Genomic DNA, 24242 nt, shown 5'->3' with positions numbered 1-24242 from the left:
CTCGAGAGCCCTGCATCCGACGCAGCTGATCAGGACAACTCAAGATGAGGAGCTCGCCGTGGCTGGCCGTTCTACGGGGCTACCAACCCAGAAGCAGGTGATCGAGCTACTCGATGGTGAGTTCGTGCGCGCCGGATACGAAATCGAAGACGTCCTCATCGACAGCCGCCCGCAGCCGCCGCGCATCACCGTCATCGCCGACGGCGACAAGCCGCTGGACTTGGACGCCGTCGCCGCGCTGTCCCGCTCGGCCGCGGCACTGCTGGACGACCTGATCAGCGGCGACGACGCTTACGTTCTCGAAGTCACATCGCCCGGGGTGGACCGGCCGTTGACCGCCGAAAAGCATTTTCGCCGTGCGCACACCCGCTTGGTCGACGCCGAACTGGCCGACGGAACGACAGTCACCGCCCGGTTGGGCATGGTGTCCGACGACGCCGTCGACCTGGTGGTGCGCGAACGCAACGATTGGACGGTGCGCCGGGTTCCGCTGGCTGACATCGTCAAAGCTGTTGTCCAAGTTGAGTTTTCACCACCAAAGCCACGCGAGCTCGAACTTGCGGGAGCAGCCGGAACGGAGGCCGAAGCATGAACATCGACATGACCGCCCTGCATGCGATCGAGATCGATCGCGGCATCTCGGTCGACGAGTTGCTCGACACCATCAAGACTGCGTTGCTGACCGCCTACCGGCACACCGAGGGGCATCAGCCCGACGCGCGCATCGAGATCGACCGCAAAAGCGGTGCGGTGCAGGTGATTGCGCGCGAGACTGATGACGACGGCAACCTGATCAGCGAATGGGACGACACGCCAGAGGGATTCGGCCGGGTGGCGGCGACGACGGCCCGCCAGGTCATGCTGCAGCGATTCCGCGACGCCGAGAACGAGCGCAGCTACGGGGAGTTCTCCGCCCGCGAGGGCGACATCGTCGCCGGTGTCATCCAGCGCGACGCCCGCGCGAACGCACGCGGCCTGGTCGTTGTGCGGCTCGGCAGTGAAACCAAGGGCGCCGAAGGTGTCATCCCGGCCGCCGAGCAGGTGCCCGGAGAAACCTACGAGCACGGCGACCGGTTGCGCTGCTACGTCGTCGGAGTCAGCCGCGGTGCGCGCGAACCTCTTATCACGCTGTCGCGCACCCACCCGAACCTGGTTCGCAAGCTGTTCTCTCTCGAGGTGCCCGAGATCGCCGATAACTCGGTCGAGATCGTCGCGGTGGCTCGGGAGGCCGGACACCGGTCCAAGATCGCCGTCAACTCGAAGGTTCCGGGACTCAACGCGAAGGGTGCCTGCATCGGCCCGATGGGCCAGCGGGTGCGCAACGTGATGAGCGAACTGTCCGGCGAGAAGATCGACATCATCGACTTCGACGAGGACCCGGCGCGATTCGTCGCCAACGCACTGTCGCCGGCGAAGGTCGTCTCCGTCTCCGTGATCGATGCGAACACCCGCGCGGCGCGGGTGGTGGTGCCCGACTTCCAGCTGTCGCTGGCGATCGGCAAGGAAGGGCAGAACGCCCGACTGGCCGCCCGCTTGACCGGGTGGCGCATCGACATCCGCAGCGACGCGGCGGCGCCGGAAGCGGACCCGCACCCTGCCGCGTCGCACGACGTGGAGCACTGACGCGAGCCGAGCGCTGAGCCGCTGATGTAGCCGCATCGGTGTTTGGTGGGTACACCATCGTCAATTTGGTGGGTGCACCATCGTCAAAAGGGGGGAATTCGTTGGCTGAACTCGGCGCTGCGCAGTCCGTCGACGTGCTCATCGCCGGAGCGGGTCCGACCGGCCTGACGGCAGCCGATGCGTGTGTGGCGGCCGGGTCTTCGGTGGCCGTCGTGGAGCGCACCGGATACGTCGGCGGGTTGGCCCGTCCGGCGACCGTGGCCGGGCATGACGTCGACCTCGGCGGTCACCGGCTGCTGTCGGCGACGCCGGAGCAGCGCCAGGTGTGGCTGGACTTCGCCGACCGGCTCGGCGGTATCTCGATGTCGGACATCGACCGGCACAGCGGGATCCTGCGGGAAGGCTACGTCGTCAGCTATCCCTTCGACTGGCGGCAGTTCCGCCATTCGGCGCCGCTGTCAGTGCGTGCCCGCGGGGCAGCCTCACTCATCGCCTGGAAGCTGACGGCGCCGGCCGGTCGCACCGACGACACCCTGGACGACTGGGTCAAGAACCGGTATGGGCCGTACCTGTCGGAGAAATTCATGGCCCCGCACGCCCGGAAGGTGTTCGGGATCGACCCGAAGAACATTCCGGCGGCGTGGGCCTCCCAGCGGATCCTCTCGCCGCGACTCGCCTCGGTACTGGCCACCGCGCTGCCGCGGCTGCGGGACTCGACGCGCCCCGATCAGCCGACCGACAAATTCATCTACCCGCACGGCGGGGCAGGAGTCCTGTGGTCGCGCCTGGCCGCATCGCTGGGAAGGAAAGTCGACTGGCTGTTCGACTCCACCGTGGCTGCCATCAGCAGATCCGGGGACGGACGATTCACCGTCGCCGTGTCGGGGCCCGGCGGAGAACATGTCGTGTCCTGCGGCCGGATCATCTGGACCGGGCGACCTGATGACCTGGCCGCAAGCCTGGGGCTGACCGAGCTGTCCACGGCGATCTCGCAGGCCTCGGGACGCCGAGACCTCGTCGTCGGCGTGGTGCGACTGCCGGACGCGCCGCCGACCTGGCACGGCTACCAGTGGCTGTACACCCACGACGCCGGCGTGCGGGCGCACCGGTTCAACAACTACGGCGAGTGGAAGACGTTGAACTGCCCGCCGGGCGTCATCGGCCTGGAGTACGCCGTGCCGTCCGGGGAGATGTTCGACGTCCGGTCCACCGCGTCGAATGACATGTCGATCCTGCTCAACGGGGGTTCCTTCGAGTTCCTCGGATCCGAGATGACCGCCGACGCGTATTCCAACTTCGACGCCGCCGCCGACCTGTTCGGCGAGCTCGACACGGCGCTTCGCCGGTTCGGCGAGGGGATCATCGCAACGGGGCGTCAGGGAGCCGGGATCTACATCAACCTCGACCAGGCCAGGGAGCTGGGCACCCGGGTGGGCACCTTGCCCGCCCACTGTGCGGGCGTGGTCGGGCGGGACGGTTACTCGCGGTATCAGGAGCAAGCGGGCTGACGGCCGGACTCGGATCGCCCAGGCAAGGGTGGTTCTGAGCGGCGCCGCGATGACGGTAGACTGTGCCGTGATCCAGCGCGAGACTCCGACTCCCGAGAGACCGCATCGACGTACCGAAGGTCCGGTGCGGACATGTGTCGGGTGCCGGAAGCGAGAGTTGGCCGTCGATCTCCTCCGAGTGGTGGCTGTGTCGAACGGGAACGGCCATTGCGCCCTAACCGTTGATCAGGCAGGTAACCTCCCGGGGCGGGGTGCGTGGCTGCACCCCGACGACCGGTGCCTACAGGCAGCGTTCCGACGGCGAGCTTTCGGCCGAGCGTTGCGCATCACCGGTTCACCGGATACATCCGCGGTGGTCGAGTACGTCGAGAAATCGACGGGCCAGACCAGCCCGGCAAGAGAACAGGCAGCGAAGAACATGAGCACACCGTGAAGTCCCGACGATGACCATGCGTCGTAGCTAAACCCGAGGCGCGGCCTACCACCGCTGTCGCCTCTTGAGTAGGAGATGTAGTGGCAGGTAAGGCCCGCGTACACGAGTTGGCCAAGGAACTCGGTGTCACCAGCAAGGAAGTTCTCGCCCGACTGAGCGATCAGGGCGAATTCGTCAAATCCGCATCATCGACGGTGGAAGCCCCCGTCGCACGCCGGCTGAGGGAATCGTTCGGCGGCGGTAAGCCCGACAAGGCCCCGGCGAAAGCCGCACCGGCCAGCGCGGCCGGGAACGGAGCGCCGGCACCCAAGCCCGCCCCCGTCTCCGATAGCGCTGTCGCGACCGCGCCGCCCGCGACGCCGGCACCCAAGCCGGCCGCTCCGGCTCCGGCCCCAGCCCCGGCTGCGCCGACTCCGGCGCCCCCCGCGCCGGCAGCCCCGGCGGCACCCGCGGCCTCGGCGGCCCCCGCCGCCCCCGCGGCACCTGCGCCGAGCAGCCCCGGGCCGACGCCCGGTCCCCGTCCGGGACCGGCCGCACCGAAGCCGGGCATGCCTCGGCCGCCGCGCGTCGGCAACAACCCGTTCTCCTCGGCTCAGCCGGTCGAGCGTCCCGCGCCGCGACCCCAGGGCCCGCGTCCCGGGCCCGGTGCCGGTGGCCCGCGTCCCGGCGCGCCGCGTCCGGGTGGAGCCACACCCGGCAACATGCCTCCTCGTCCGCCCGGCGCCCGACCCGGTGCGCCCGGTCGGCCCGGTGCCCCGCGTCCCGGTGGCGGTCCCCGTCCCGGCGGTGGCCCCGGTGGCGGTGGTCGTCCCGGCGGCGGCGGTGGCGGTAACTACCGCACCGGCGGTCCCGGCGGCGCCGGTGGCGCCGGAGGTGGCGCGGCTGCCGGCGGTTTCAGAGGCCGTCCCGGTGGCGGTGGTCCCGGTGGTGGCGGTGGTCGTCCCGGTCAGCGCGGTGGCGCGGCCGGCGCGTTCGGCCGTCCCGGCGGTGCCCCGCGTCGTGGCCGCAAGTCGAAGCGGGCCAAACGCGCCGAGTACGAGAGCATGCAGGCGCCCGTCGTCGGTGGCGTGCGGTTGCCGCACGGCAACGGCGAGACGATCCGGCTGGCCCGCGGCGCGTCGCTGAGCGACTTCGCCGAGAAGATCGACGCCAACCCGGCCGCATTGGTCCAGGCGCTGTTCAACCTCGGTGAGATGGTGACCGCGACGCAGTCGGTCGGTGACGAGACGCTCGAGCTGCTCGGCGGCGAGATGAACTACGTCGTGCAGGTCGTGTCGCCCGAAGACGAGGACCGCGAGCTGCTGGAGTCCTTTGACCTCACCTACGGCGAGGACGAAGGCGACGAGGGCGACCTGGAGGTCCGTCCGCCGGTGGTCACGGTCATGGGTCACGTCGACCACGGCAAGACCCGACTGCTGGACACGATCCGCAAGGCCAGCGTCCGCGAGGGCGAGGCCGGCGGCATCACTCAGCACATCGGTGCCTACCAGGTGACCGTCGAGCACGACGGTGTCGTGCGCCCGATCACCTTCATCGACACCCCGGGTCACGAGGCGTTCACCGCCATGCGTGCGCGCGGTGCGAAGGCCACCGACATCGCGATCCTGGTGGTCGCCGCCGACGACGGCGTCATGCCGCAGACGGTGGAGGCCATCAACCACGCGCAGGCCGCTGACGTGCCGATCGTGGTCGCGGTCAACAAGATCGACAAGGAGGGCGCCGACCCGGCCAAGATCCGGGCCCAGCTCACCGAGTACAACCTGGTTGCCGAGGACTTCGGTGGCGACACCATGTTCGTCGACATCTCGGCCAAGAACGGCACCAACATCGAGGCGCTGGAGGAGGCGGTCCTGCTGACCGCCGACGCGGCACTGGACCTGCGGGCCAACCCCGATATGGAAGCCCAGGGTGTGGCCATCGAGGCGCACCTGGACCGCGGCCGCGGCCCGGTGGCGACCGTGCTGATCCAGCGCGGCACGCTGCGGGTCGGCGACTCCGTGGTCGCCGGCGATGCCTACGGCCGGGTTCGCCGGATGGTCGACGAGCACGGCGAGGACGTCACCGAGGCGTTGCCGTCGCGACCGGTGCAGGTCATCGGCTTCACGTCGGTGCCAGGTGCCGGCGACAACTTCCTGGTTGTCGACGAGGATCGCATCGCACGCCAGATCGCCGACCGGCGTAGCGCGCGCAAGCGCAACGCACTGGCCGCTCGTACTCGCAAGCGCATCAGCCTGGAAGACCTGGATTCGGCACTGAAGGAAACCAGCCAGCTGAACCTGATCCTCAAGGGCGACAACTCGGGCACCGTCGAGGCGCTCGAGGAAGCCTTGCTGGGCATCGAGATCGACGACGAGGTGGAGTTGCGCGTCATCGACCGCGGTGTCGGTGGCGTCACCGAGACCAACGTCAACCTGGCGTCGGCATCGGACGCGATCATCATCGGGTTCAACGTGCGCGCCGAGGGCAAGGCCACCGAACTGGCCAACCGCGAGGGTGTGGAGATCCGGTACTACTCGGTGATCTACCAGGCGATCGACGAGATCCAGAGCGCGCTCAAGGGCATGCTCAAGCCGGTCTACGAGGAGAAGGAGCTCGGCCGCGCCGAGATCCGCGCGATCTTCCGGTCGTCGAAGGTCGGCAACATCGCCGGCTGCCTCGTGCAGTCCGGGATCATGCGGCGCAACGCCAAGGCGCGGTTGCTGCGTGACAACGTCGTCATCGCCGAGAACCTCACGGTCTCCTCGCTCAAGCGGGAGAAGGACGACGCCACCGAGGTGCGCGAGGGTTACGAATGCGGTCTCACGCTGACGTACTCCGACATCAAGGAAGGCGATGTCATCGAGACCTACGAGCTGGTCGAGAAGGAGCGCGTCTAGTGGTTGATGTTGGCAGGGCCCGCAGGCTCTCCAAGCGCATCGCCACCATCGTCGCCTCGGCCATCGAGTTCGAGATCAAGGATCCGCCGCTGGCGTTCGTGACGGTCACCGACACCAAGGTGACTGGTGACCTTCACGACGCCACCGTCTATTACACGGTGCGCGGCAATACCCTCGATGACGAGCCGGACTATGCGGGCGCGGCCGCGGCGCTCGAACGCGCCAAAGGCACACTGCGTACCAAGGTCGGTGCGGGCACCGGCGTGCGGTTCACCCCGACGCTGTCCTTCGTTCTGGACAAGGTGCCCGACACCGCGCAGAAGATGGAGGAGCTGCTCGCCAAGGCGCGGGCTGCTGATGCCGATGTGGCCCGGATTCGGGCCGGGGCCACTCCTGCGGGAGACGCGCAGCCGTACCGTGTGGTAGGAGAAGAGGGGGACGTTGGGCAGGAGCCCAGCGACCCGGGCAATGACAACGTTTCCCTCCCGCAGGACGACCAGGACGCCGGTGACCGCGATCGACTCGACGACTGAGATCACCCGCCCCTCGCGGCGGGTGGACGCGCACGGCGCCGTCGAGGTCCTGCGCGGCGCCGGCGCGGTCAGCGTCATCTGCCACGTCCACCCCGACGCCGACAGTGTGGGGGCCGGGCTGGCGCTGGCGTTGATTCTCGAGCGTGACGGTGTCGATGTCGAAGTGAGTTTCGCGACGCCGTCGACGCTGCCGGAATCGCTGCGCATGCTGCCCGGTGGACACCTGCTGGTGGCACCCGGGGAGATGCGCCGTGACGTCGATCTGGTGGTGACGGTCGACGCCCCGAGCGTGAACCGGCTCGGCGCGCTGTCGGAGTTCACTCAGCTCGGCTGCGCGGTGCTCGTCATCGACCACCACAAGTCCAACACCCTGTTCGGCAGCGTGAATCTTGTTGATCCGAAGGCAGATTCGACCACCATGGTGGTGGCCGAGCTGCTCGACGCGTGGGGCAAGACGATCGACTGCGATGTCGCGTCGTGCCTGTACGCAGGACTGACCACCGACACGGGCTCGTTCCGGTGGGCTTCGCCGGGCGCGTTGCGGCTGGCCGCCCGACTGGTCGAGCTCGGCGTGGACAACGCCGCGATCAGTCGTGAGCTGTTCGACACCCATCCGTTCGTGTGGCTTCCTCTGCTGTCGCGCGTTTTGTCCCGCGCGCAGCTGGTGCCCGAGGCGGCAGGCGGGCGCGGGTTGGTCTACGCGGTGGTCGCCCACGAGGAGTGGATGGAGAACCGCTCCGAAGAGGTCGAGAGCATCGTCGACATCGTGCGCACCACGCACGAAGCCGAGGTCGCCGCGGTCTTCAAGGAGATCGAACCCGGGCACTGGTCGGTGTCGATGCGAGCCAAGAGCCTCGACTTGGCGGCGGTCGCCAGCGGTTTCGGCGGCGGCGGGCACACGTTGGCCGCCGGGTACTCCGCGGCCGGACCGATCGACGACGTGGTGGCGCAGCTGACCGCCGCCCTTGGCTGAGTCTGGTTTTGGCTGGCGCCGCTGCCGCACCATCGAATTTCACTTTTGGTAGCGATCTACTCGTACTTCGAGTGCACAAGGTGAAACTCGATCTCACTACGACGAAGACGGTGGTCTGGCTTGACTGACTCGGCATACGACGCCGACGACGACGCAGGCCCGGTAACCAGCCTGCGGATCGCGGCGCTGGCGCTTCCCGCGTTGGGTGTCCTTGCCGCCGAACCGATCTATCTGCTGTTCGACATCGCGATTGTCGGTCGGCTCGGTGCGCTGAGCCTGGCCGGCCTGGCGATCGGCGGCCTGATCCTGTCGGTCGTCAGCGCCCAGCTCACCTTCCTGTCGTACGGTACGACGGCTCGCTCCGCGCGCTTCTACGGCGCGGGTGACCGGGTCGCGGCCGTCGGCGAAGGGGTACAGGCCACCTGGCTGGCGCTCGGGATGGGCGTCGCGATCGTGGCTGCCGTGCAGGTGGCCGCGGTTCCGATTGTGTCGGCGATCGCGGGCACGACGTCCGGGGGCGGCGACATCGCCGGTGCCGCATTGCCCTGGGTGCGTATCGCGATCTTCGGTGTGCCGGCCATCCTCATCTCCGCGGCGGGCAACGGCTGGATGCGCGGTGTGCAGGACACCATGCGCCCGCTGCGCTACGTGCTGGTGGGTTTCGGTGTCTCGGCGGTGCTGTGCCCGCTGCTCGTCTACGGCTGGTTGGGCCTGCCGCGGCTGGAACTGGCCGGTTCGGCGATCGCCAATCTGGTGGGGCAGTGGCTGGCCGCGATTCTCTTCTGCTGGGCGCTGCTTGCCGAGAAGGTTCCGCTGCGCCTGGACACGTCGGTGCTGCGCGCGCAGGTGGTGATGGGTCGCGATCTGGTGCTGCGGACCCTGGCTTTCCAGGCCTGTTTCGTGTCGGCCGCCGCCGTGGCCGCCCGGTTCGGTGCCGCGGCGGTCGCCGCGCATCAGGTCGTGCTGCAGCTGTGGAATTTCCTTGCGCTGGTGCTGGATTCACTCGCGATCGCCGCGCAGTCGCTGGTCGGCGCCGCGCTCGGCGCGGGCCGGACGGAGCACGCGAAGTCGGTCGCGTGGCGGGTGACGGTGTTCTCCGCGGTCGCCGCCGCGATGCTGGCTTTCGTGTTCGCCGCCGGCGCGTCGGTGCTGCCGTCGCTGTTCACCGACGACCGGTCGGTGCTGGCGGAGATCGGGGTGCCGTGGTGGTTCATGGTGGCCCAATTGCCCATCGCCGGACTCGTGTTCGCTCTCGACGGGGTGCTGTTGGGTGCCGGCGACGCCGCGTTCATGCGTACCGCGACATTGGTCAGCGCGCTGGTCGGTTTCCTGCCGCTGATCTGGCTGTCGCTGGCGTTCGGCTGGGGGCTGCTCGGCATCTGGTCGGGCCTGAGCGCGTTCATGGTGCTGCGACTGGTGTTCGTCGGGTGGCGGGCGTTCTCCGGGCGCTGGCTGGTGTCCGGCACCAACTAGCTTCGGGCGATTGCCGCCCAGCCGAAGTCGTTGGTGCGCACGTCGATTCGCTCGAATCCCGCTGCGGTCAATCGGTCCGCAAGGCCGGCCGGATCGATCGGGTTGTAGGTGTCGCCTACGTGTGCGGCGGCCATGTCGTCGTCGCCGATGCCGTCGCTGGCCACCAGTGCGGCGCCCGGCCGCAGTACCCGCGCCACCTCGGCGAACAGCCGGTCCTGCAGCTCGGCGGTCGGAACGTGGTGGAGCATCGTGAAACACGCCGCACCCGAGAACCGTCCGTCGGGGAAGTCCAGCGCGGTCGCGTCGCCGCGCACGATCTGGACCGACGGCATCCCGGCGAACCGCTCGGTGAGCATCGTCGCGAGCCGTTCGTCGATCTCGACGCATGTCACCTGTGGCGCGGTCCGGCTCAGCACGTCGGTGGCGGCGCCGAAGCCAGGCCCGACTTCCAGGACGTCATCGCCGAGGTCGGCATCACCGAGGACCCACGGCAAGATCTGCTCCCGCATGATCTGGCGCCATTCGTCACTTCCGCAGACCTCGTGCGCCTCGTTCATGCGCCCAACGATAAATGAATAGGCCGTCAAATATGTTGTATGCCTATGTATCGATTTTTGCTGAGTTACTTCCCCGCACGTCGCTGGTGAGCTATTAATGACGTTGCTGGTACATCGATTCGTGACGGGGGCCCCATGAGTTCGACCAACTTTGGATTTCGTATCGGTTCCGCAGCGTTCGCCATGGGCTTGGGTGTGGCGGTTGCCAGCAACCCCGGAGTCGCGGTAGCTGAAGGTCCGGACTCGGGCTCGACCGCGCATTCATCGGCATCCTCCAAGTCGACCGATCCGTCGGATTGCGCTGATTCGGACCGTTCAGGGCCACGCGCTGTCGGCTCGTCCCGGCGAGCGGCGCAGCAGCCCCGCGATGCCGCCGACCCGCAGAAAAAGTCGAACGGCCGGACGCCGGCAACGCGGCCCAGTGCTGCGGCTCGGTCGGACGCGTCAGTGACCAGCCCCGCGGACGCCGCGCCCGCGGTGAAAGCGCAGGCCGCTGATCCGGTGGATCTCGGCGCGCAGACCACTCCCGCTGCCACGTCGTCTGCAATCGACCCTGATTTGCCAGCTACCACCCCCGTGCCGTCGGCAGCGCCGGTGCCGGCGGCCCTGGTTGCGCCGGCGCGGCACGCCGCGGCCACCGCGATTCGCCCACCGAACATCGTGTCGGGATTCCTGTCGCTGTTGGGTCTGCGACCGGGCACCGGCCTGCCGCCGGCCCCGATCCAGCTACTGACCGGTGCGCTGGCACTGATCAGGCGCGACCTCGAGTCCGTGGTCAACCAGGTGACGGCGTGGACTGCCGCCCCGGCCACCCGCAGCCTGTCGGCCGCCACCACCGGCACCACGACCACGGTCACCTGGGCGTGGGGCTCGAATCCGGTGCTGGCGTTCAACACGGCCACCGACAAACTCGATTTCGGCTGGATGCAGCCGAGCCAGTTCACCGTCGTCGAGAAGTCCGGATCCGTGGTGATCGGGGTCGTCGACAACAACCACTCCTACACACTGCAAGGCGTCAGCCTGGGGCAGCTGTCGATGACCAACATCGTGGCCAAGGACGCGGGCACTGTGGCCAAGTGGCAGTCGCTGATCAGCGGTGCGCAGACCGCGCTTCCCAGTGTGTCGGTCGCCGACACGACGGTGACCGAGGGCAACAGCGGCACGACGAAGGCCGCGTTCACGATCACCCTGTCGAAGGCCAGCACCAAACCGGTGACGGTGAACTACACGACGGCCAACGGCTCGGCCACCGCCGGCCAGGATTACGCGGCCGGCTCCGGCACCGTGACGTTCGCCGCGGGGCAGGTGTCCCAGGTGGTGAACATCAACGTGCTCGGCGACACGACGGTCGAGCCGACCGAAACGTTCACGGTCACGCTGTCGAACCCGTCGGGTGCCACCATCGGACGAGCCACCGCGACGGGCACCATCACCACTGACGACGCCGCACCGGTGCTGCCGAGCATCTCGATCGCGGACGCCACCGCGGCCGAGGGCAACAGCGGCAGCACCTCGATGGGGTTCACGGTGACGCTGTCCAAAGCGTCGACCACCACGGTCACCCTGAACTACACGACGGTCAACGGCACAGCCACCGCCGGCCAGGACTACACGGCCGGCTCGGGCATCATCACGTTCGCGCCCGGCGTCGTGTCCCAGGTCGTCAACGTCGGCGTGCTCGGGGACACGACGGTGGAGCCGACCGAAACGTTCACGGTCACGCTGTCCAACGCGTCCGGCGCCACCATCGGCGACGGCTCGGCGGTCGGCACGATCACCAACGACGACACCGCGACGACACCGGGCGGAACCGCGCAGTGGGGCAAGAGCTTCTTCGCGCCGTACATCGACATGGGCGCCTACCCGGTGCCGAATCTGCTCGCGCTGTCGAAGACCTACGGCACCTCGCTGGTGACGCTCGGCTTCATGCAGGCCGACCAGAACGGCAACCTCGCCTGGGCGGGATTGGCTGCGCTGGAACCGAGTTCGACCAACGAACAGGCGGTTGCCATCAACACGTCGATCGCCACGTTCAAGGCGGCCGGCGGCGACGTGATGATCTCGTTCGGCGGCGCGTCGGGCACCAGCCTGGCTCAGGCGTATGCGGCCAAGGGTCGCAGCGCCCAGGAGTTGGCCAACGCCTACGCCGCGGTGATCGACACCTACGGCATCACCCATATCGACTTCGACATCGAGGGTGCCGCCGTCGCCGACCCGGCGTCGGTCGCGCTCAACAGCCAAGCCCTCGCGCTGCTGCAGAAGCAGAAGCCGGAGCTGCACATCTGGTACACGCTGCCGGTCTTGCCGACCGGGCTGACCGCCGACGGGCTCAACGTCGTGGACTCCGCAGTCAAGGCCGGGGTCAAACTCGACGGCGTGAACGTGATGGCGATGGACTATGGCGAGTCCGCAGCCCCGACAACCGGTGCGGGCGCTAAAACCATGGGCGCGTATGCGATTCAATCAGCCCAGTCGACGTACACGCAGCTGAAGTCGCTGTACGGCAAGTACGGGCAGAGCTTCGGCTACAGCCAGATCGGTGTGACTCCGATGCTCGGCGTCAACGACGTTCTCACCGAGGTGTTCACCGTGGCCGACGCGCAGGCGCTGGAGGACTTCGCCCGCGCCAACGGCATCGGCATGCTGTCGATGTGGCAGGTGCTCCGCGACACCCCGGGAACCTTGGGGCAGGCGAGCACCGGGGCTTCTGGATTGAGTGATCCGCAGGGCGCATTCAGCAAGGTGTTCAACGATTACGGCACGATCAACGTCGTCGACTACAGCAGTACCGGCGGCACCGGCGGTACCGGCGGCGGTGGCGGCGGCACCCCGGTGACCGGCGGCACGACCACCACCGTCACCTGGGCGTGGGGCGCCAATCAGTTGCTGGCCTTCGACCCGGCCAAGGACACGTTGGACTTCGTCTGGATGCAGGCGAACCAGTTCGACGTCTCCGACAAGACCGGATCGACGGTGATCACCATCGTCGGCAACAACAGCAGTTACACCCTGTCGGGGGTGAGGTTGAGTCAGCTGCAGGCCGGCAACATCATCGCCAAGGACGCCGGCACGCTGGCCAAGTGGCAGAGTCTCATCGCCGCCGCGAAAGCGGTGTAGCAGAAGCTATTTCACCTGGCTGCGACCGCGTTCGATCACCGACGCGCGGCTGGCGGCGATGTCGTCACCGGACGTCGCCGCCATCCACTTCCTGGCCGACATCGCTTCGATCCACAGTCCCGAGCCGGTCTGGTCCTCGTCGATGCGGTGATATGACGTCAGCAGCGCGCGGACGGCCTTCTGGTTGTTGCCGACGATCGAGGCGGCCACCGCCCGCGCCGTGGGCAGCAGCTCGTCGTGGGGGACGACCTGGGTGACCAACCCGGCCCGCAACGCGTCGTCGGCGGACAGGTAGTCCCCGGTGAGGCTCATCCGCCGGGCGATCCCGACGCCGACCTTCTGCGGCAGCCGCACGCTCAGGCCCCACGTCGGCAGCAGCCCTACCCGGGCGTGGGTGTCGGCGAAGCGGGCGTTCTCGGAGGCGATCAGGATGTCGCAGTACAGAGCGAGTTCGAGTCCGCCGGTCACGGCAGCGCCGTTGATGGCGCCGATGACGGGCTTGGTCATGGGCGGCCACTTGGGGGAGATGTCGGGCAGTTCGGTGGTGTCCCCGAGCTCCTTGAGGTCCAGGCCCGCGCAGAACACCGGGTCGGCGCCGGTGACGATGATGACGTCGACGCCCTCGTCGGCTTCCGCCTGACGCAGCGCGCTGAAGAAACGGCTGCGCAGTGCGCTCGACAGCGCGTTACGCGAGTTGGGCCGATTCAGCGTCACCGTGCGGACGCGGTCGGTGGTGTCAATGAGCAGGATGTCGTCGCCGGTCATAGGGACACCGTATCGGCACCCCTAACGGCCCGGGCGTGCGCTCCGGCTCGTCAAGCGGTGAGGTGCCGTCGCGGGACGCGGTGGACCGCCGGCGGTGATGGCCGGACCGGTATCGGGCTGGGGCACGCCCGGATTGACGGCCGACGCCGGGCGCGGGACCGTCGAGCCGGTTCGCGGAGGCAGCGGCGGACGCACGGCTCCCGCGGGCGATGAGCGGCCGGCTGTGGTGCCGCTCGGCGCCGCGCGGTCGGCAACGGCGACGGCGACAGATTCGGGGATCCGCACCCGATCTGGCACCTGGCGTTGAACCAATGGTGTTGGGGGAGAAGGATAACCAGGCTGCTGGATCGGTGGTGCAGCCACGTCGGCGCTGACCTGCTCCGGCGCCGCGCAGGTGTCGATCATGGATTGCAGACGGTCCTGCAGCGAGTGAGTCTCCTGAGGTTCCGAGCGCAGGGACGCCTGATGGATCGCCGCTGCCGCAACGGAACAGTCGTGAACGTCGACGACACCACCGAACATGGGAACGCCGCCGACCGCACTGGGGATGTACCACGCCAACCACATCGGGCCCGCCGCGGCAGCCCTGCTCTCCTGGATGACCGTGGACAGTTTCTGCTCGGCGACGGCCGGGTCGGCGGGCACCATGGCCTGCAGCACGCTCACGCCGCCGTGGTCGATCCGCACCCCGAAGACATCGACGGGGACGGTGTCGAGGAATTGCTCGACCGAGTTTTGGTCCTCGGCGCTCAGTGGGAACGACACCCGCATCCGCGGTGTTCGGGGCGAGGGCGACGACGGCGATACCGTCATCGTCAGGCCGGTGTCACCGGCGGTTCCGCGCACGGTGTCGAGGAGGTCGGATCCCGGGGTGTGGCTGTCGGTGACCGTCAACTGGTTGGCGTCGGCGTCGTCCCGGAACCAGTCGATCCGGCCGTCGGTGTGCGCGGCGATCACCCGCAGTCGGTCTGCGTCGTCGGCGATCTGCGCGGGGTCGACGTGTGACTGCCGTCTGACGGTCACAGGTTTGTCCGGTGTCACCCAGAACTCGACGTCCTCGATGTAGTTCGAGACCAGGCTGATCCGGGTCTCGGCGATGCGGCTCGCGACGGCGACGAGCTGCGGCCGTGTCGCGTCGGGGACGTCGACCGCGACGGTGAAGACGATGCCGTCGGCGTAGCTCTGGTCGTGATACACCCACGCGTCGGTCACTCCCGGCATCGACATCAGCTCGGATTGGAGGTTGTTGGCGATCTCGGTGAGATTGCCGGGACCACCGCACCCCGGAATGACAGCGGCTCCGGCGAGCAGGGCGACTGCTGAAAAGGTTCGGCCCCATCGTCGCATTCGCAACGGACCTCCAACCCTTCGTCGCATGGACTGCGGCTTGCGTGACGCGCTCAGCGCAGACCAGGCGCAAATCTACTCCCGCGCAGCATCCTTGGGCTGCAGCCGTGCCGAGCCAGTGGCCGGGAGTTTGCTCACAGCACGTCCAGGTCCATCTCCAGATCGATCCAGGTGAGGTCGCACGCGGTCAGAACCCACCGGCCGACGATCGTGGTGACCAGGGCATCCACCTGATCTGCATCATCGTGCGCGCCGACTGTCTGGGCACACATTCGGCGCAGGTGGGCCGAGACACCGGTGATTCGGGGTGCGACGTCAGCTATCCGATGCGAGTGGGCCAGCGAGGTGCCCAAAAGTGCGCAGGCCATGCGCAAACCGCCGTGTTCGGGGCCGGCGAACGGCTGCGCTCCTATCCCGGCCGGGGTCATGGCAATGTCGTACGCCCGGTCCAGCGCCGCCCGGTAGAGCGGTGCCTTGCCCGGAAAATGGTGGTGGATCGCCGGTCGGGTGATGCCGACGAGATCGGCGACCTCTTGGACGGTGGCGGCGTCGTACCCGCGATAGGCGAAGACGCGGATCGCGGCGGTGATGATCATCTCGCGCCGCGCATCGGTGTTCGAGCCGGGCGGCCGGCCGACTGCCCGTTTGATCACTCGAGGCCGGGGTGACGCCACTCCCGCGGTCATGGTGCACCCTTCTCGTCACACAAATTCGACGCTCTTGGCGGCCAGGCTAGGTCGTGAACGTGTGAGCCAGATGGGTGCCGGATATCAATCCGATCAGCACTTCGGCCGTGAAGTCCGGCGTGAAGGCGGGCATGCTGGGGGTCATGTGCCGAAACATCACCGAGTTGCGTGGCCTGGAGCCGGCGGCCACCGACGAAGAGATCACCGCGGCGGCCCGACAGTATGTGCGCAAGGTCAGTGGGATCACCCGGCCTTCCGATGCTGTGGCCGAAGCGTTCGAGATCGCGGTCGCCGAGGTCGCGGCCACCACGACCCGGCTGCTCGACGAGTTGCCCGCCCGGCGTCAGCCACCGAAAACCATTCCGCCGCTGCGCCGCCCCGAGGTCATCGCTCGTCTGGCGAAATGACCACCGCGCTCAAGGAGTGGAGCGCGGCCGTGCACGCGCTGCTGGACGGTCGGCAGACCGTGCTGCTACGCAAGGGTGGCATCCACGAGAAGCGGTTCGCCGTGGCGGCCGAGGAGTTCTTGTTGTTCCCCACCGTTGCGCACAGCCATGCCGAGCGGGTGCGCCCGCAACATCGGGACCTGCTCGCCGGCGCGGAGCCGGACAGCACCGATGGCCACGTCGTCATCAGGGCTGCCGCCAAAGTGGTTGCGGCCGTGGCGGTTTCCGATCCGCAGGGGCTGTCCGACATCGAGGACCTGCACATCTGGACCGCCGAATCGGTGCAGGCCGACCGGCTGGACTTCCGGCCCCGTCACCAGTTGACCGTGCTGGTGGTGCAAGCTTTTCCGCTCGCCCAGCCGATCCGGTTGGCGCGGGAGCCGCACTACCGCGGCTGCACCAGCTGGGTGCAGCTACCCGCGACCGCCGCGGTCGGTGCCCCGGTGCACGACGCCGCGGCCCTGGCCGCGATCGCCGCCCGGGTCCGCGCTGCCGTCACCTGACGGCAGCTCCGCCGAGGCGGGCAGGAGCAGCGTGGAGACCCCACCGGCCCCGTGGTGCACGGTGTGCAGCGACGGGACCATCCGGGCTCCGGTGAGCACCGGTTCGCCGGTCCCGAGATTGCGGGCGTACCGGGGGTGTGAGCCGCCGGCGACGAGCACCCGGATCCGTGTCCCAGCGGCGAAGCGATGTGCGACGGCGTCGAGTTCGATGCGAATCGGCCCCGGTGCCGCGGCATCGAGCCGTCGATAGCCGTCGCTGACATTTCGGGAGCGCCCGCGGGCATCGACCTCGCTGATGCGCACGAACACGTCGGCGTGGGCGATGTCGGCGTGGTGAGCCAGTTCGATCACCGGCTCGCCGAACACATACAGGTCGGCGTCCAGCGGGCCGCTGGTGAAGCTCAGCACGTCGGCCCGCTCGGCGAGCTGCGCGTCATCGCGGTAGCCGCTCAGCTGAGACAGCAGCCGCCCGCCGATGGTCGGGGTCGGGTCTGCAGGGTCGTAGCGGAACGTCGAGGGTGCGGCGTCGGCCGGCGGCGGGGTGGCGGCGAGCCGCCCGCCCGGCTGCAGATACATGACACCGGGGCCGGTGGGTGGTGGCCAGTCCGGCAGGTCGATCCAGCCGTGATGGGCGACGTGCACCCGCACCGGGCTGCGGCGGCCGGTGGTGGGAGTACCCGCGAGATGCGTACCGAGCCACTCCAGCGTCTCGGTGGCGGCGGTGCCGCCCGCCTTCCTGATCATGTCGGTGTGGGTCCACGGACCGACCGTCATCGCGACGTCGACGCCGCGGCCGCGCAGGTGGCGATACTGCGTGAGGGTCTGCTCCAGGAACAGGTCCTGCCAGCCGCTGAGCAACAGCACCGGCACGTCGCAGCGGTCGAGCGCGGCGGTCATCCGCATGGAGTCCCAGAACGGGTCGTCGGCCTCGGGGTGGTCGATCCAGGACTCGTACCACGGGGACGCGGCGCCCAGCAGATCGCGGCCGGCGGCGCCCAGCGGCAGCCCCTCGGTGGCGTGTTCGAGCCGGCGGGCCGCACGGATCTGGAAGGCCAGGCGGCGTAGGTTGGCCTGCTCCTGGTGACCGACCAGGTCCGACCAGCCCAGGAAGTCGTTCAGCGAGAACGAGCCCGTGCCCCACGACGAGGCATGAAAGTCGTGCGGCCCGACGGTGATCACCGCGGCGACGAGCTCCGGCGGCGGGTCGGACAGCAGCGCCCATTGGGTGAAGCCCAGGTAGGACAGCCCGATGGTGGCGAAGGTGCCGGTGAACCACGGCTGGCGGCGCAGCCAGACCACGGTGTCGGCGGCGTCGTCGGCTTCGTGGACCATCGGCACGAAGTCGCCGCCGGAGCCGAATGTGCCGCGCACACTCTGCAGCAGGACGTGGTAGCCGCGGGCGGCGTAGAGCTGGGCGTAGACCAGGGAGAACGGGAAGGACCGGCCGTAGGGGCAGCGGACCAGGATGGTGCCCAGCGGTGTGCCCTCGGGCGCATAGTGGGTGGCCCGCAAGATCGCGCCGTCGCGCATCGGCACCCCGACGCCGCGATGCACGGCATAGTCCGTGGTCGGCGGCGATATGCGAAGAGCGCGGGAAAGCGATCGGTCGACGATCTTTCGAACCCGACTGCTGTGCACGCCTCTCAGAATATGTAGCGCGAACCGGCGTGTTCACCGGTGGGGTTCATCACCCAGAACTGGGGCGGCGTGACGTGCGCACGTAGGCTGGCATGTTGTGGCACCCACGCTCTGGGCGATCAGCGACCTGCATACGGGTCACACCGGCAACAAGCCGGTCACCGAATCGCTGTATCCCTCGACCCCCGATGACTGGCTGATCGTCGCCGGTGACGTCGCCGAGCGCACCGACGACATCCGCTGGTCGCTGGATCTGCTGCGCCGGCGCTTCGCCAAGGTGATCTGGGTGCCGGGCAACCACGAGCTGTGGACCACCGGCAAGGACCCGGTTCAGGTGTTCGGCCGGGCCCGTTACGACTATCTGGTCAACATGTGCGACGAGATGGGCATCGTGACCCCGGAACATCCGTTTCCGGTGTGGACCGAGCAGGGCGGCCCGGCGACGATCGTGCCGATGTTCCTGCTCTACGACTACACGTTTCTGCCCCCGGGCGCGACGACCAAGGCCGAGGGCCTGGCGATCGCCCGGGAACGCAATGTGGTGGCCACCGACGAATTTCTGCTGTCCAGCGAGCCCTACGCCACCCGCGACGCGTGGTGCCGGGATCGGCTGCGCCACACCAAGGCTCGGCTCGACGAACTCGACTGGATGACGCCCACGGTGTTGGTGAACCACTTCCCGTTACGGCGTGAGCCCTGCGACGTGTTGTTCTTTCCGGAGTTCTCGCTGTGGTGCGGGACCACCGAGACCGCTGACTGGCACACCCGCTACAACGCGGTCTGCTCGGTCTACGGTCACCTGCACATCCCGCGGACCACCTGGTACGACGATGTGCGCTTCGAGGAGGTGTCCGTCGGCTATCCCCGAGAGTGGCGGCGCCGCAAGCCTTATCGCTGGTTGCGCCAGATCCTGCCCGACCCTCAGTACGCGCCGGGCTATCTCAACGATTTCGGCGGCCACTTCGTCATCACCGAGGAGATGAAGGAGCAGTCGACGAAGCTGCGCGAGCGTCTGCGCAGTCGGCGCGAATGAGCGAGCTCATGCGGGCGGTGCTGCCCGAACTCGACGGTCTGGTGTTCGCCGAGACCTACGACGATCCGCCGGATTTGGCTCCGCTGCCCGAGGAAGAGCCGCTGATCGCGAAGTCGGTGGCCAAGCGGCGCAACGAATTCATCACCGTCCGCCATTGTGCGCGGGTGGCGTTGGGGCAACTCGGTTTCCCGCCGGCGCCGATCCTCAAAGGGGAGAAGGGTGAGCCGTGCTGGCCCGACGGCGTAGTAGGTAGCCTGACGCATACCCAGGGTTACCGCGGCGCGGTGGTCGGACGCACGACGGCGGTCCGTTCGGTCGGCATCGACGCCGAGCCGCACGGCGTGCTGCCCGACGGGGTTCTGAACGCGGTCAGCCTGCCCGCCGAGCGGTATGAGATGGGCGCCCTCCCTGGCGGACTGCACTGGGATCGAATCTTGTTCTGCGCCAAGGAAGCAACCTACAAGGTGTGGTTCCCGTTGACCGAGCGTTGGCTGGGATTCGAGGATGCTCACATCACGTTCGATGTCGACTCCTCCGGGGTCACGGGAACGTTCGTGTCGCGAATCCTGATCGACCCGGCCGCGCGCTCCGGCCCGCCGCTACACGAACTGGCCGGCCGGTGGTCGGTGGGCGGTGGCCTGGTACTGACGGCGATCGTGTTGTGACGTCCGGCGGACCGGAGCCCGGGATCGTCGTCGTCGACAAGCCCGGTGGTATGACCAGTCACGATGTGGTGGGCCGCTGCCGGCGGATCTTCGGGACCCGGAAGGTCGGCCATGCCGGCACCCTGGACCCGATGGCGACCGGTGTGCTGGTCATCGGGATCGAACGGGCAACCAAGATCCTGGGACTGGTGACCGCCACGTCGAAGTCGTACACCGCGACGGTCCGGCTGGGCCGGTCCACCACCACCGATGACGCCGAAGGCGAAGTCCTGCAGGATGTTTCCGCGGCTGACATCACCGACGGGCAGATCCACGCCGGTATCGCGGACCTGCGCGGCGAGATCTCGCAGCGGCCGTCCGCGGTCAGTGCCGTCAAGATCGGCGGCAAGCGTGCCTATCAGCTGGTGCGCGAAGGCCAGCAGGTGGAGTTGGCCGAGCGCACCGTGCGGATCGACCGGTTCGACGTGTGTGACATCCGGCGCGACGGTGAGTTTGTGGACCTCGACGTCGCGGTGGACTGCTCGTCGGGTACCTACATCCGGGCACTGGCCCGCGACCTGGGTGATGCACTCGGTGTCGGCGGACATCTGACGGCGTTGCGCCGCACCCGTGTTGGTGGCTACGGCCTTGATCACGCCAGGTCGCTGGACGAACTCGCCGAACATCCGCAACTGAGCTACTCCCTCGACGACGCCTGCCTGTTGGCGTTCCCGTGCCGCGACATCACCGCTACCGAAGCCGAGGACGCCAGCCACGGCCGGTCGCTGAGCGCGGCGGGAATCGACGGGGTCTATGCCGCAACCGATCCTGATCGCCGGGTGATCGCACTGCTGGAAGACAAGGGCGGTCGCACCAGATCAGTCGTGGTGATTCGGCCTGCCACGCTGTAGTCGCCGGCTGGGGCCTAGCCGGTGACCCAAATCGCCTGGGCGGCAGGGCTGCCTAGCTCAACGGTGCTTGCCGCGCCGTCGGGTGCCTCCACCGACACCGAGATGACGCCGGCGAAGTCGCGCCGCGCGAGCACCCGAAGCCGCGAGTCCAGGCTGATGCCGACGGTGTCGAAATAACGCAGCATCTCGGGGTCGGCATCGGAAATCCGTGCCACGGTGCCGAGTTCGCCGTCGACACATGCCGACAGCTGCCGGGCGGGCGGTGTGGGGACAAGCCCGTCGGCGGTCGGGATGGGGTCGCCGTGCGGATCGCGAACCGGATGGCCCAGCTTGGCGTCGATCCGGTCGAGCATCATGTCGCTGATGGCGTGCTCGAGAATCTCCGCCTCGTCGTGCACCTCGTCCCAGCTGTAGCCGAGCTCGCGCATCAGGAACGTCTCCAACAGCCGGTGCCGCCGGACCACCGCCAGCGCCGCGAGCCGTCCGCGTTCGGTGAGGGTGACCGCGCCGTACTTCTCGTGGTCCACCAGGCCCTGGTCGGCGAGCCGGCGGATGGATTCCGAGGCGGTGCTGGCCGACACCCCGATGCGCTCGGCGAGCAGCTTGGTGCTGACCTTGTCGAGCGACCACTCCTGGGCCGACCAGATCGTCTTGAGGTAGTCCTGGGCGACCGTGGTCAGGTCGTGTACCCCGAGGTTGGGGCGCTCGTCAGGACTCACATCCAAAAGTTTAGGCAATCATCACCTGATCTGGGGATCTGGCGTGTCCGGGCGGCCCGGCGCGCCGTAGGCTTGCCGTCGTGGAACGGTGGCGCGGACAGGACGAGATCCCCTCGGACTGGGGCCGATGCGTGGTGACCATCGGCGTCTTCGACGGGGTGCACCGCGGGCACGCGGAGCTGATCGGGCGTGCGGTCAAAGCCGGCCGGTCGCGCGGGGTCCCGACGGTGCTGATGACGTTCGACCCGCACCCCATGGAAGTGGTGTTCCCGGGAAGCCACCCGGCTCAGCTGACCACATTGACCCGGCGCGCCGAACTGGCCGAGGAATTGGGCATCGACGTGTTCCTGGTGGTGCCGTTCACCACCGATTTCATGAAGCTCACCCCGGAGCGCTATATCCATGAACTGCTGGTGGAGCGGCTGCACGTCGTCGAGGTGATCGTTGGCGAGAACTTCACCTTCGGCAAGAAGGCGGCCGGCAACGTCGGCACCTTGCGCAGGGCCGGTGAACGGTTCGGCTTCGCCGTCGAGAGCCTGTCGCTGGTCGCCGAGCACCACCAGAGCGAAACCGTCACGTTCTCGTCGACCTACATCCGCTCCTGCGTCGACGCCGGTGACGTGGTGACCGCCGCCGAGGCGCTGGGCCGCCCGCATCGCGTCGAAGGCGTGGTGGTGCGCGGCGACGGCCGCGGCCGGGTGCTGGGTTTCCCGACCGCCAACGTCGCACCGCCGATGTACTCCGCGATTCCGGCCGACGGGGTGTACGCCGCGTGGTTCACCGTGCTGGGCCACGGCCCAGTGACGGGTTCGGTGACGCCCGGGGAGCGGTATCAGGCCGCGGTCTCGGTGGGTACCAACCCGACGTTCTCCGGGCGGACCCGGACCGTGGAGGCGTTTGTCCTGGACACCGCTGCCGACCTGTACGGCCAGCATGTCGCGGTCGACTTTGTCGCCCGGCTGCGTGGCCAGCTCAAGTTCGATTCGGTGGACGATCTGATCCAGGCGATGGGCAAGGACACCGAGAAGGCTCGCGCGATCCTCTCCGCCCAGGACTGACGGCCCTCAGGACGCGAGCAGCTCGTCGATCTGGTTGATCGCCGACGTGGCGCCCTCGACCACACCCATGTCGAGCACCTGCTGAAGACCTTCGGCGGAGGCGAACGTGCTGACGTAGACCGCGCGGGTGCCGCCGTTGTGTTCGGTGAAGGTGTAGGTGTTCTCCGAGACCGGCATATCGGGGTTCGGGTTCAAGTCCGCGTCGGCGAACCCGTCCCGGAACGTGAAGCTCGTCGGCTCGTCGACGGTGGTGATGTCCCAGTACCCGGCGTATTTCTCGCCGTCCGGGCCGGTCATGTAGTAGGTGACCCGGCTGCCCGGGGTGAGGCTGTGGTCGACGAACGTCGCCGGATGCGAGGGCGGCCCCCACGGCGTAGTGTCGCTGCGCCGGTCGCGTACGCGTTCTCCACGTCGGGGCGTAGAGTGTGTCGCGCCGTCCGGGCGTGAGTGTGGTCGACGTCGCGGCCCCACACCTTCTCCAACTGTCGAGGGTCGGCGTAGATCTGCCAGACCCGCTGTACCGGCGCCGCGAAGTCAGCGGTGATGGTCAGCGTCAGGTTCTCTGGATCGTGCTTCACGTCGGTGACAGGCATTAGTCGTTCTCCCTCTTCTCGGATTTCTCGGATGCGATGAGGTCGTCGATGCGGCCGATGCGGCCGCGCCAGACCTCTTCCAGTTCGGTGAGCATCGCCGCGACGGACCGCACGGCGGTCACGTCTCCGCTGGCCAACTGCTCGCGACCGTGGCGTCGCTTGGTGAGCAGGCCGGCCTTCTCCAGAACGGCGACGTGTTTTTGCACGGCGGCAAAGCTCATGTCGTACTTCAGCGCGAGCGCGGAAACCGAATGCTCGCCGGCCAATGCCCGGCGCATGATGTCGCGGCGGGTCCGGTCGGCGAGAGCGTGGAACAGGGCGTCCGCACGATCTTCGGCAGCTACGCTCACACACGACAACATACAACCAAATGGTTGTATGTTGTCAAGGGGGCGGCCCGCTGCGATTTCGGTTCGCGGTGTGTGCGCTGCTAAAGTCGGCGATCAGCGTGCGCTGCAGTCCGCGGCGGCCACGTATGTCATGGCATTCGATTACTCTCGCGGCACCGATCTGATGGAGATGTTTTCGTGGCTCTCACCGTTGAGCAGAAGAAAGAAATCCTGGGCCAGTACGGTCTGCACGAGACGGACACCGGTTCGCCGGAAGCCCAGGTGGCGCTGCTGACCAAGCGCATCGCCGATCTCACCGAGCACCTCAAGCAGCACAAGCACGACCACCACTCGCGGCGCGGTCTGCTGTTGCTGGTCGGCCGCCGTCGCCGGCTGCTCAAGTACGTCGCCGACCTGGACGTCGCACGCTACCGCTCACTGATCGAGCGGCTCGGTCTGCGCCGCTGAGGCGCACGA

The 24242-nt window shown here is 68.2% G+C and carries 23 protein-coding genes and 1 pseudogene; 16 read left to right on the top strand and 8 right to left on the bottom strand.

The window, feature by feature from the left end:
• Positions 1–58 precede the first annotated feature (58 nt).
• The 8 genes from rimP (at position 59) to D3H54_RS18590 (ending at position 9419) form a co-directional block, all read left to right on the top strand.
• On the top strand, positions 59–592 hold the full coding sequence (rimP, locus tag D3H54_RS18625; RefSeq protein ID WP_149380308.1) for a ribosome maturation factor RimP: 534 nt from the start codon (positions 59–61) through the stop codon (positions 590–592).
• Positions 589–1623 carry a transcription termination factor NusA gene (gene nusA / locus D3H54_RS18620; RefSeq protein ID WP_149380307.1) on the top strand — a complete coding sequence of 345 codons (1035 nt, stop codon included), beginning with the start codon at positions 589–591 and terminating at the stop codon, positions 1621–1623. Before rimP ends, nusA begins: the two co-directional genes overlap by 4 nt.
• Positions 1624–1724: 101 nt before the next feature.
• Entirely contained in the window at positions 1725–3131 is a 1407-nt protein-coding gene (locus D3H54_RS18615; RefSeq protein ID WP_168214907.1) for an NAD(P)-binding protein, read from the top strand.
• Positions 3132–3180: 49 nt separating this feature from the next.
• Positions 3181–3564 (top strand): YlxR family protein, encoded by a 384-nt coding sequence (locus D3H54_RS18610; protein ID WP_149380305.1) that lies wholly within the window; start codon positions 3181–3183, stop codon positions 3562–3564.
• A gap of 80 nt (positions 3565–3644) precedes the next feature.
• The gene (gene infB, locus D3H54_RS18605; RefSeq protein WP_149380304.1) at positions 3645–6440 is read left to right on the top strand and encodes a translation initiation factor IF-2; all 2796 of its coding nucleotides are present in this window, start codon (positions 3645–3647) and stop codon (positions 6438–6440) included.
• Positions 6440–6973, top strand: a complete 534-nt coding sequence (gene rbfA / locus D3H54_RS18600; protein ID WP_149380303.1) for a 30S ribosome-binding factor RbfA — start codon at positions 6440–6442, stop codon at positions 6971–6973. Before infB ends, rbfA begins: the two co-directional genes overlap by 1 nt.
• Positions 6948–7946, top strand: coding sequence for a DHH family phosphoesterase (locus D3H54_RS18595; RefSeq protein ID WP_286198925.1), 999 nt, complete (start codon positions 6948–6950; stop codon positions 7944–7946). The genes rbfA and D3H54_RS18595 overlap by 26 nt, the downstream gene beginning before the upstream one ends.
• A 171-nt stretch (positions 7947–8117) precedes the next feature.
• Positions 8118–9419, top strand: a complete 1302-nt coding sequence (locus D3H54_RS18590) for an MATE family efflux transporter (protein ID WP_210419748.1) — start codon at positions 8118–8120, stop codon at positions 9417–9419.
• Here the strand turns inward: D3H54_RS18590 and D3H54_RS18585 are convergent.
• Positions 9416–9976: a class I SAM-dependent methyltransferase gene (locus tag D3H54_RS18585; protein ID WP_149380300.1), complete on the bottom strand. Its 561-nt coding sequence runs from the start codon at positions 9974–9976 to the stop codon at positions 9416–9418. The genes D3H54_RS18590 and D3H54_RS18585 overlap by 4 nt on opposite strands.
• 447 nt (positions 9977–10423) lie before the next feature.
• Between D3H54_RS18585 and D3H54_RS18580 the strand changes: the two genes are divergently transcribed.
• Positions 10424–13093: a Calx-beta domain-containing protein gene (locus tag D3H54_RS18580; protein ID WP_286198924.1), complete on the top strand. Its 2670-nt coding sequence runs from the start codon at positions 10424–10426 to the stop codon at positions 13091–13093.
• A 6-nt stretch (positions 13094–13099) separates the two neighbouring features.
• Here D3H54_RS18580 and D3H54_RS18575 read toward each other — a convergent pair whose 3' ends face one another.
• From D3H54_RS18575 to D3H54_RS18565, 3 genes are all read right to left on the bottom strand, one after another.
• On the bottom strand, positions 13100–13858 hold the full coding sequence (locus D3H54_RS18575; RefSeq protein ID WP_149380298.1) for an enoyl-CoA hydratase: 759 nt from the start codon (positions 13856–13858) through the stop codon (positions 13100–13102).
• Positions 13859–13879: 21 nt separating this feature from the next.
• Complete coding sequence (locus D3H54_RS18570) at positions 13880–15205, bottom strand: hypothetical protein (protein WP_149380297.1); 1326 nt, start codon at positions 15203–15205, stop codon at positions 13880–13882.
• A 134-nt stretch (positions 15206–15339) separates the two neighbouring features.
• Positions 15340–15891: a TetR/AcrR family transcriptional regulator gene (locus D3H54_RS18565; RefSeq protein WP_149380296.1), complete on the bottom strand. Its 552-nt coding sequence runs from the start codon at positions 15889–15891 to the stop codon at positions 15340–15342.
• A gap of 143 nt (positions 15892–16034) precedes the next feature.
• On the opposite strand from D3H54_RS18565, the gene D3H54_RS18560 reads away from it, so the two are divergent.
• Positions 16035–16298 carry a DUF2277 domain-containing protein gene (locus D3H54_RS18560; protein ID WP_149383617.1) on the top strand — a complete coding sequence of 88 codons (264 nt, stop codon included), beginning with the start codon at positions 16035–16037 and terminating at the stop codon, positions 16296–16298.
• A complete protein-coding gene (locus tag D3H54_RS18555; protein WP_149380295.1) occupies positions 16295–16840 on the top strand; it encodes a DUF1802 family protein in 546 nt (181 codons plus the stop codon). The genes D3H54_RS18560 and D3H54_RS18555 overlap by 4 nt, the downstream gene beginning before the upstream one ends.
• On the opposite strand, the gene D3H54_RS18550 is transcribed toward D3H54_RS18555, so the two are convergent.
• A complete protein-coding gene (locus tag D3H54_RS18550) occupies positions 16751–18394 on the bottom strand; it encodes a CocE/NonD family hydrolase (RefSeq protein ID WP_353620029.1) in 1644 nt (547 codons plus the stop codon). The two genes, D3H54_RS18555 and D3H54_RS18550, sit on opposite strands and share 90 nt — an antisense overlap.
• A 181-nt stretch (positions 18395–18575) precedes the next feature.
• Between D3H54_RS18550 and pptH the strand changes: the two genes are divergently transcribed.
• The 3 genes from pptH to truB are packed head-to-tail and all read left to right on the top strand — an operon-like array spanning position 18576 to position 21066.
• Entirely contained in the window at positions 18576–19511 is a 936-nt protein-coding gene (gene pptH, locus D3H54_RS18545) for an ACP phosphodiesterase PptH (protein ID WP_149380293.1), read from the top strand.
• Positions 19508–20176, top strand: a complete 669-nt coding sequence (pptT, locus tag D3H54_RS31515; protein ID WP_149380292.1) for a 4'-phosphopantetheinyl transferase PptT — start codon at positions 19508–19510, stop codon at positions 20174–20176. Before pptH ends, pptT begins: the two co-directional genes overlap by 4 nt.
• Positions 20173–21066 (top strand): tRNA pseudouridine(55) synthase TruB, encoded by an 894-nt coding sequence (gene truB, locus D3H54_RS18535; RefSeq protein ID WP_286198923.1) that lies wholly within the window; start codon positions 20173–20175, stop codon positions 21064–21066. The genes pptT and truB overlap by 4 nt, the downstream gene beginning before the upstream one ends.
• 14 nt (positions 21067–21080) lie before the next feature.
• Here truB and mntR read toward each other — a convergent pair whose 3' ends face one another.
• On the bottom strand, positions 21081–21785 hold the full coding sequence (gene mntR, locus D3H54_RS18530) for a manganese-binding transcriptional regulator MntR (RefSeq protein ID WP_149380291.1): 705 nt from the start codon (positions 21783–21785) through the stop codon (positions 21081–21083).
• A gap of 80 nt (positions 21786–21865) precedes the next feature.
• Between mntR and D3H54_RS18525 the strand changes: the two genes are divergently transcribed.
• A complete protein-coding gene (locus tag D3H54_RS18525; RefSeq protein ID WP_210419572.1) occupies positions 21866–22843 on the top strand; it encodes a bifunctional riboflavin kinase/FAD synthetase in 978 nt (325 codons plus the stop codon).
• 6 nt (positions 22844–22849) lie between these two features.
• On the opposite strand, the pseudogene D3H54_RS18520 reads toward D3H54_RS18525, so the two are convergent.
• Together D3H54_RS18520 and D3H54_RS18510 are read right to left on the bottom strand one after the other, a co-directional pair.
• Positions 22850–23436: pseudogene (locus D3H54_RS18520) on the bottom strand (SRPBCC family protein).
• Entirely contained in the window at positions 23436–23786 is a 351-nt protein-coding gene (locus D3H54_RS18510) for an ArsR/SmtB family transcription factor (protein ID WP_286198922.1), read from the bottom strand. Before D3H54_RS18510 ends, D3H54_RS18520 begins: the two are co-directional and overlap by 1 nt.
• 177 nt (positions 23787–23963) lie before the next feature.
• Between D3H54_RS18510 and rpsO the strand changes: the two genes are divergently transcribed.
• Positions 23964–24233 (top strand): 30S ribosomal protein S15, encoded by a 270-nt coding sequence (rpsO, locus tag D3H54_RS18505; RefSeq protein ID WP_115321047.1) that lies wholly within the window; start codon positions 23964–23966, stop codon positions 24231–24233.
• Positions 24234–24242 lie beyond the last annotated feature (9 nt).

This window comes from Mycobacterium sp. ELW1, from assembly GCF_008329905.1.
Taxonomy (GTDB): Bacteria; Actinomycetota; Actinomycetes; order Mycobacteriales; family Mycobacteriaceae; genus Mycobacterium.
Note: the sequence above shows the minus strand (reverse complement) of the source record. Positions and strands in the feature narration are given on the sequence as shown.

Bases quoted from the DNA above. Each gene is read 5' to 3' on its own strand.
- nusA (WP_149380307.1), top strand. From the start codon at position 589: ATGAACATCGACATGACCGCCCTGCATGCGATCGAGATCGATCGCGGC.
- D3H54_RS18610 (WP_149380305.1), top strand. From the start codon at position 3,181: ATGACGGTAGACTGTGCCGTGATCCAGCGCGAGACTCCGACTCCCGAG.
- D3H54_RS18585 (WP_149380300.1), bottom strand. From the start codon at position 9,976: ATGAACGAGGCGCACGAGGTCTGCGGAAGTGACGAATGGCGCCAGATC.
- D3H54_RS18575 (WP_149380298.1), bottom strand. From the start codon at position 13,858: ATGACCGGCGACGACATCCTGCTCATTGACACCACCGACCGCGTCCGC.
- D3H54_RS18570 (WP_149380297.1), bottom strand. From the start codon at position 15,205: ATGCGACGATGGGGCCGAACCTTTTCAGCAGTCGCCCTGCTCGCCGGA.
- D3H54_RS18565 (WP_149380296.1), bottom strand. From the start codon at position 15,891: ATGACCGCGGGAGTGGCGTCACCCCGGCCTCGAGTGATCAAACGGGCA.
- D3H54_RS18560 (WP_149383617.1), top strand. From the start codon at position 16,035: ATGTGCCGAAACATCACCGAGTTGCGTGGCCTGGAGCCGGCGGCCACC.
- D3H54_RS18555 (WP_149380295.1), top strand. From the start codon at position 16,295: ATGACCACCGCGCTCAAGGAGTGGAGCGCGGCCGTGCACGCGCTGCTG.
- pptT (WP_149380292.1), top strand. From the start codon at position 19,508: ATGAGCGAGCTCATGCGGGCGGTGCTGCCCGAACTCGACGGTCTGGTG.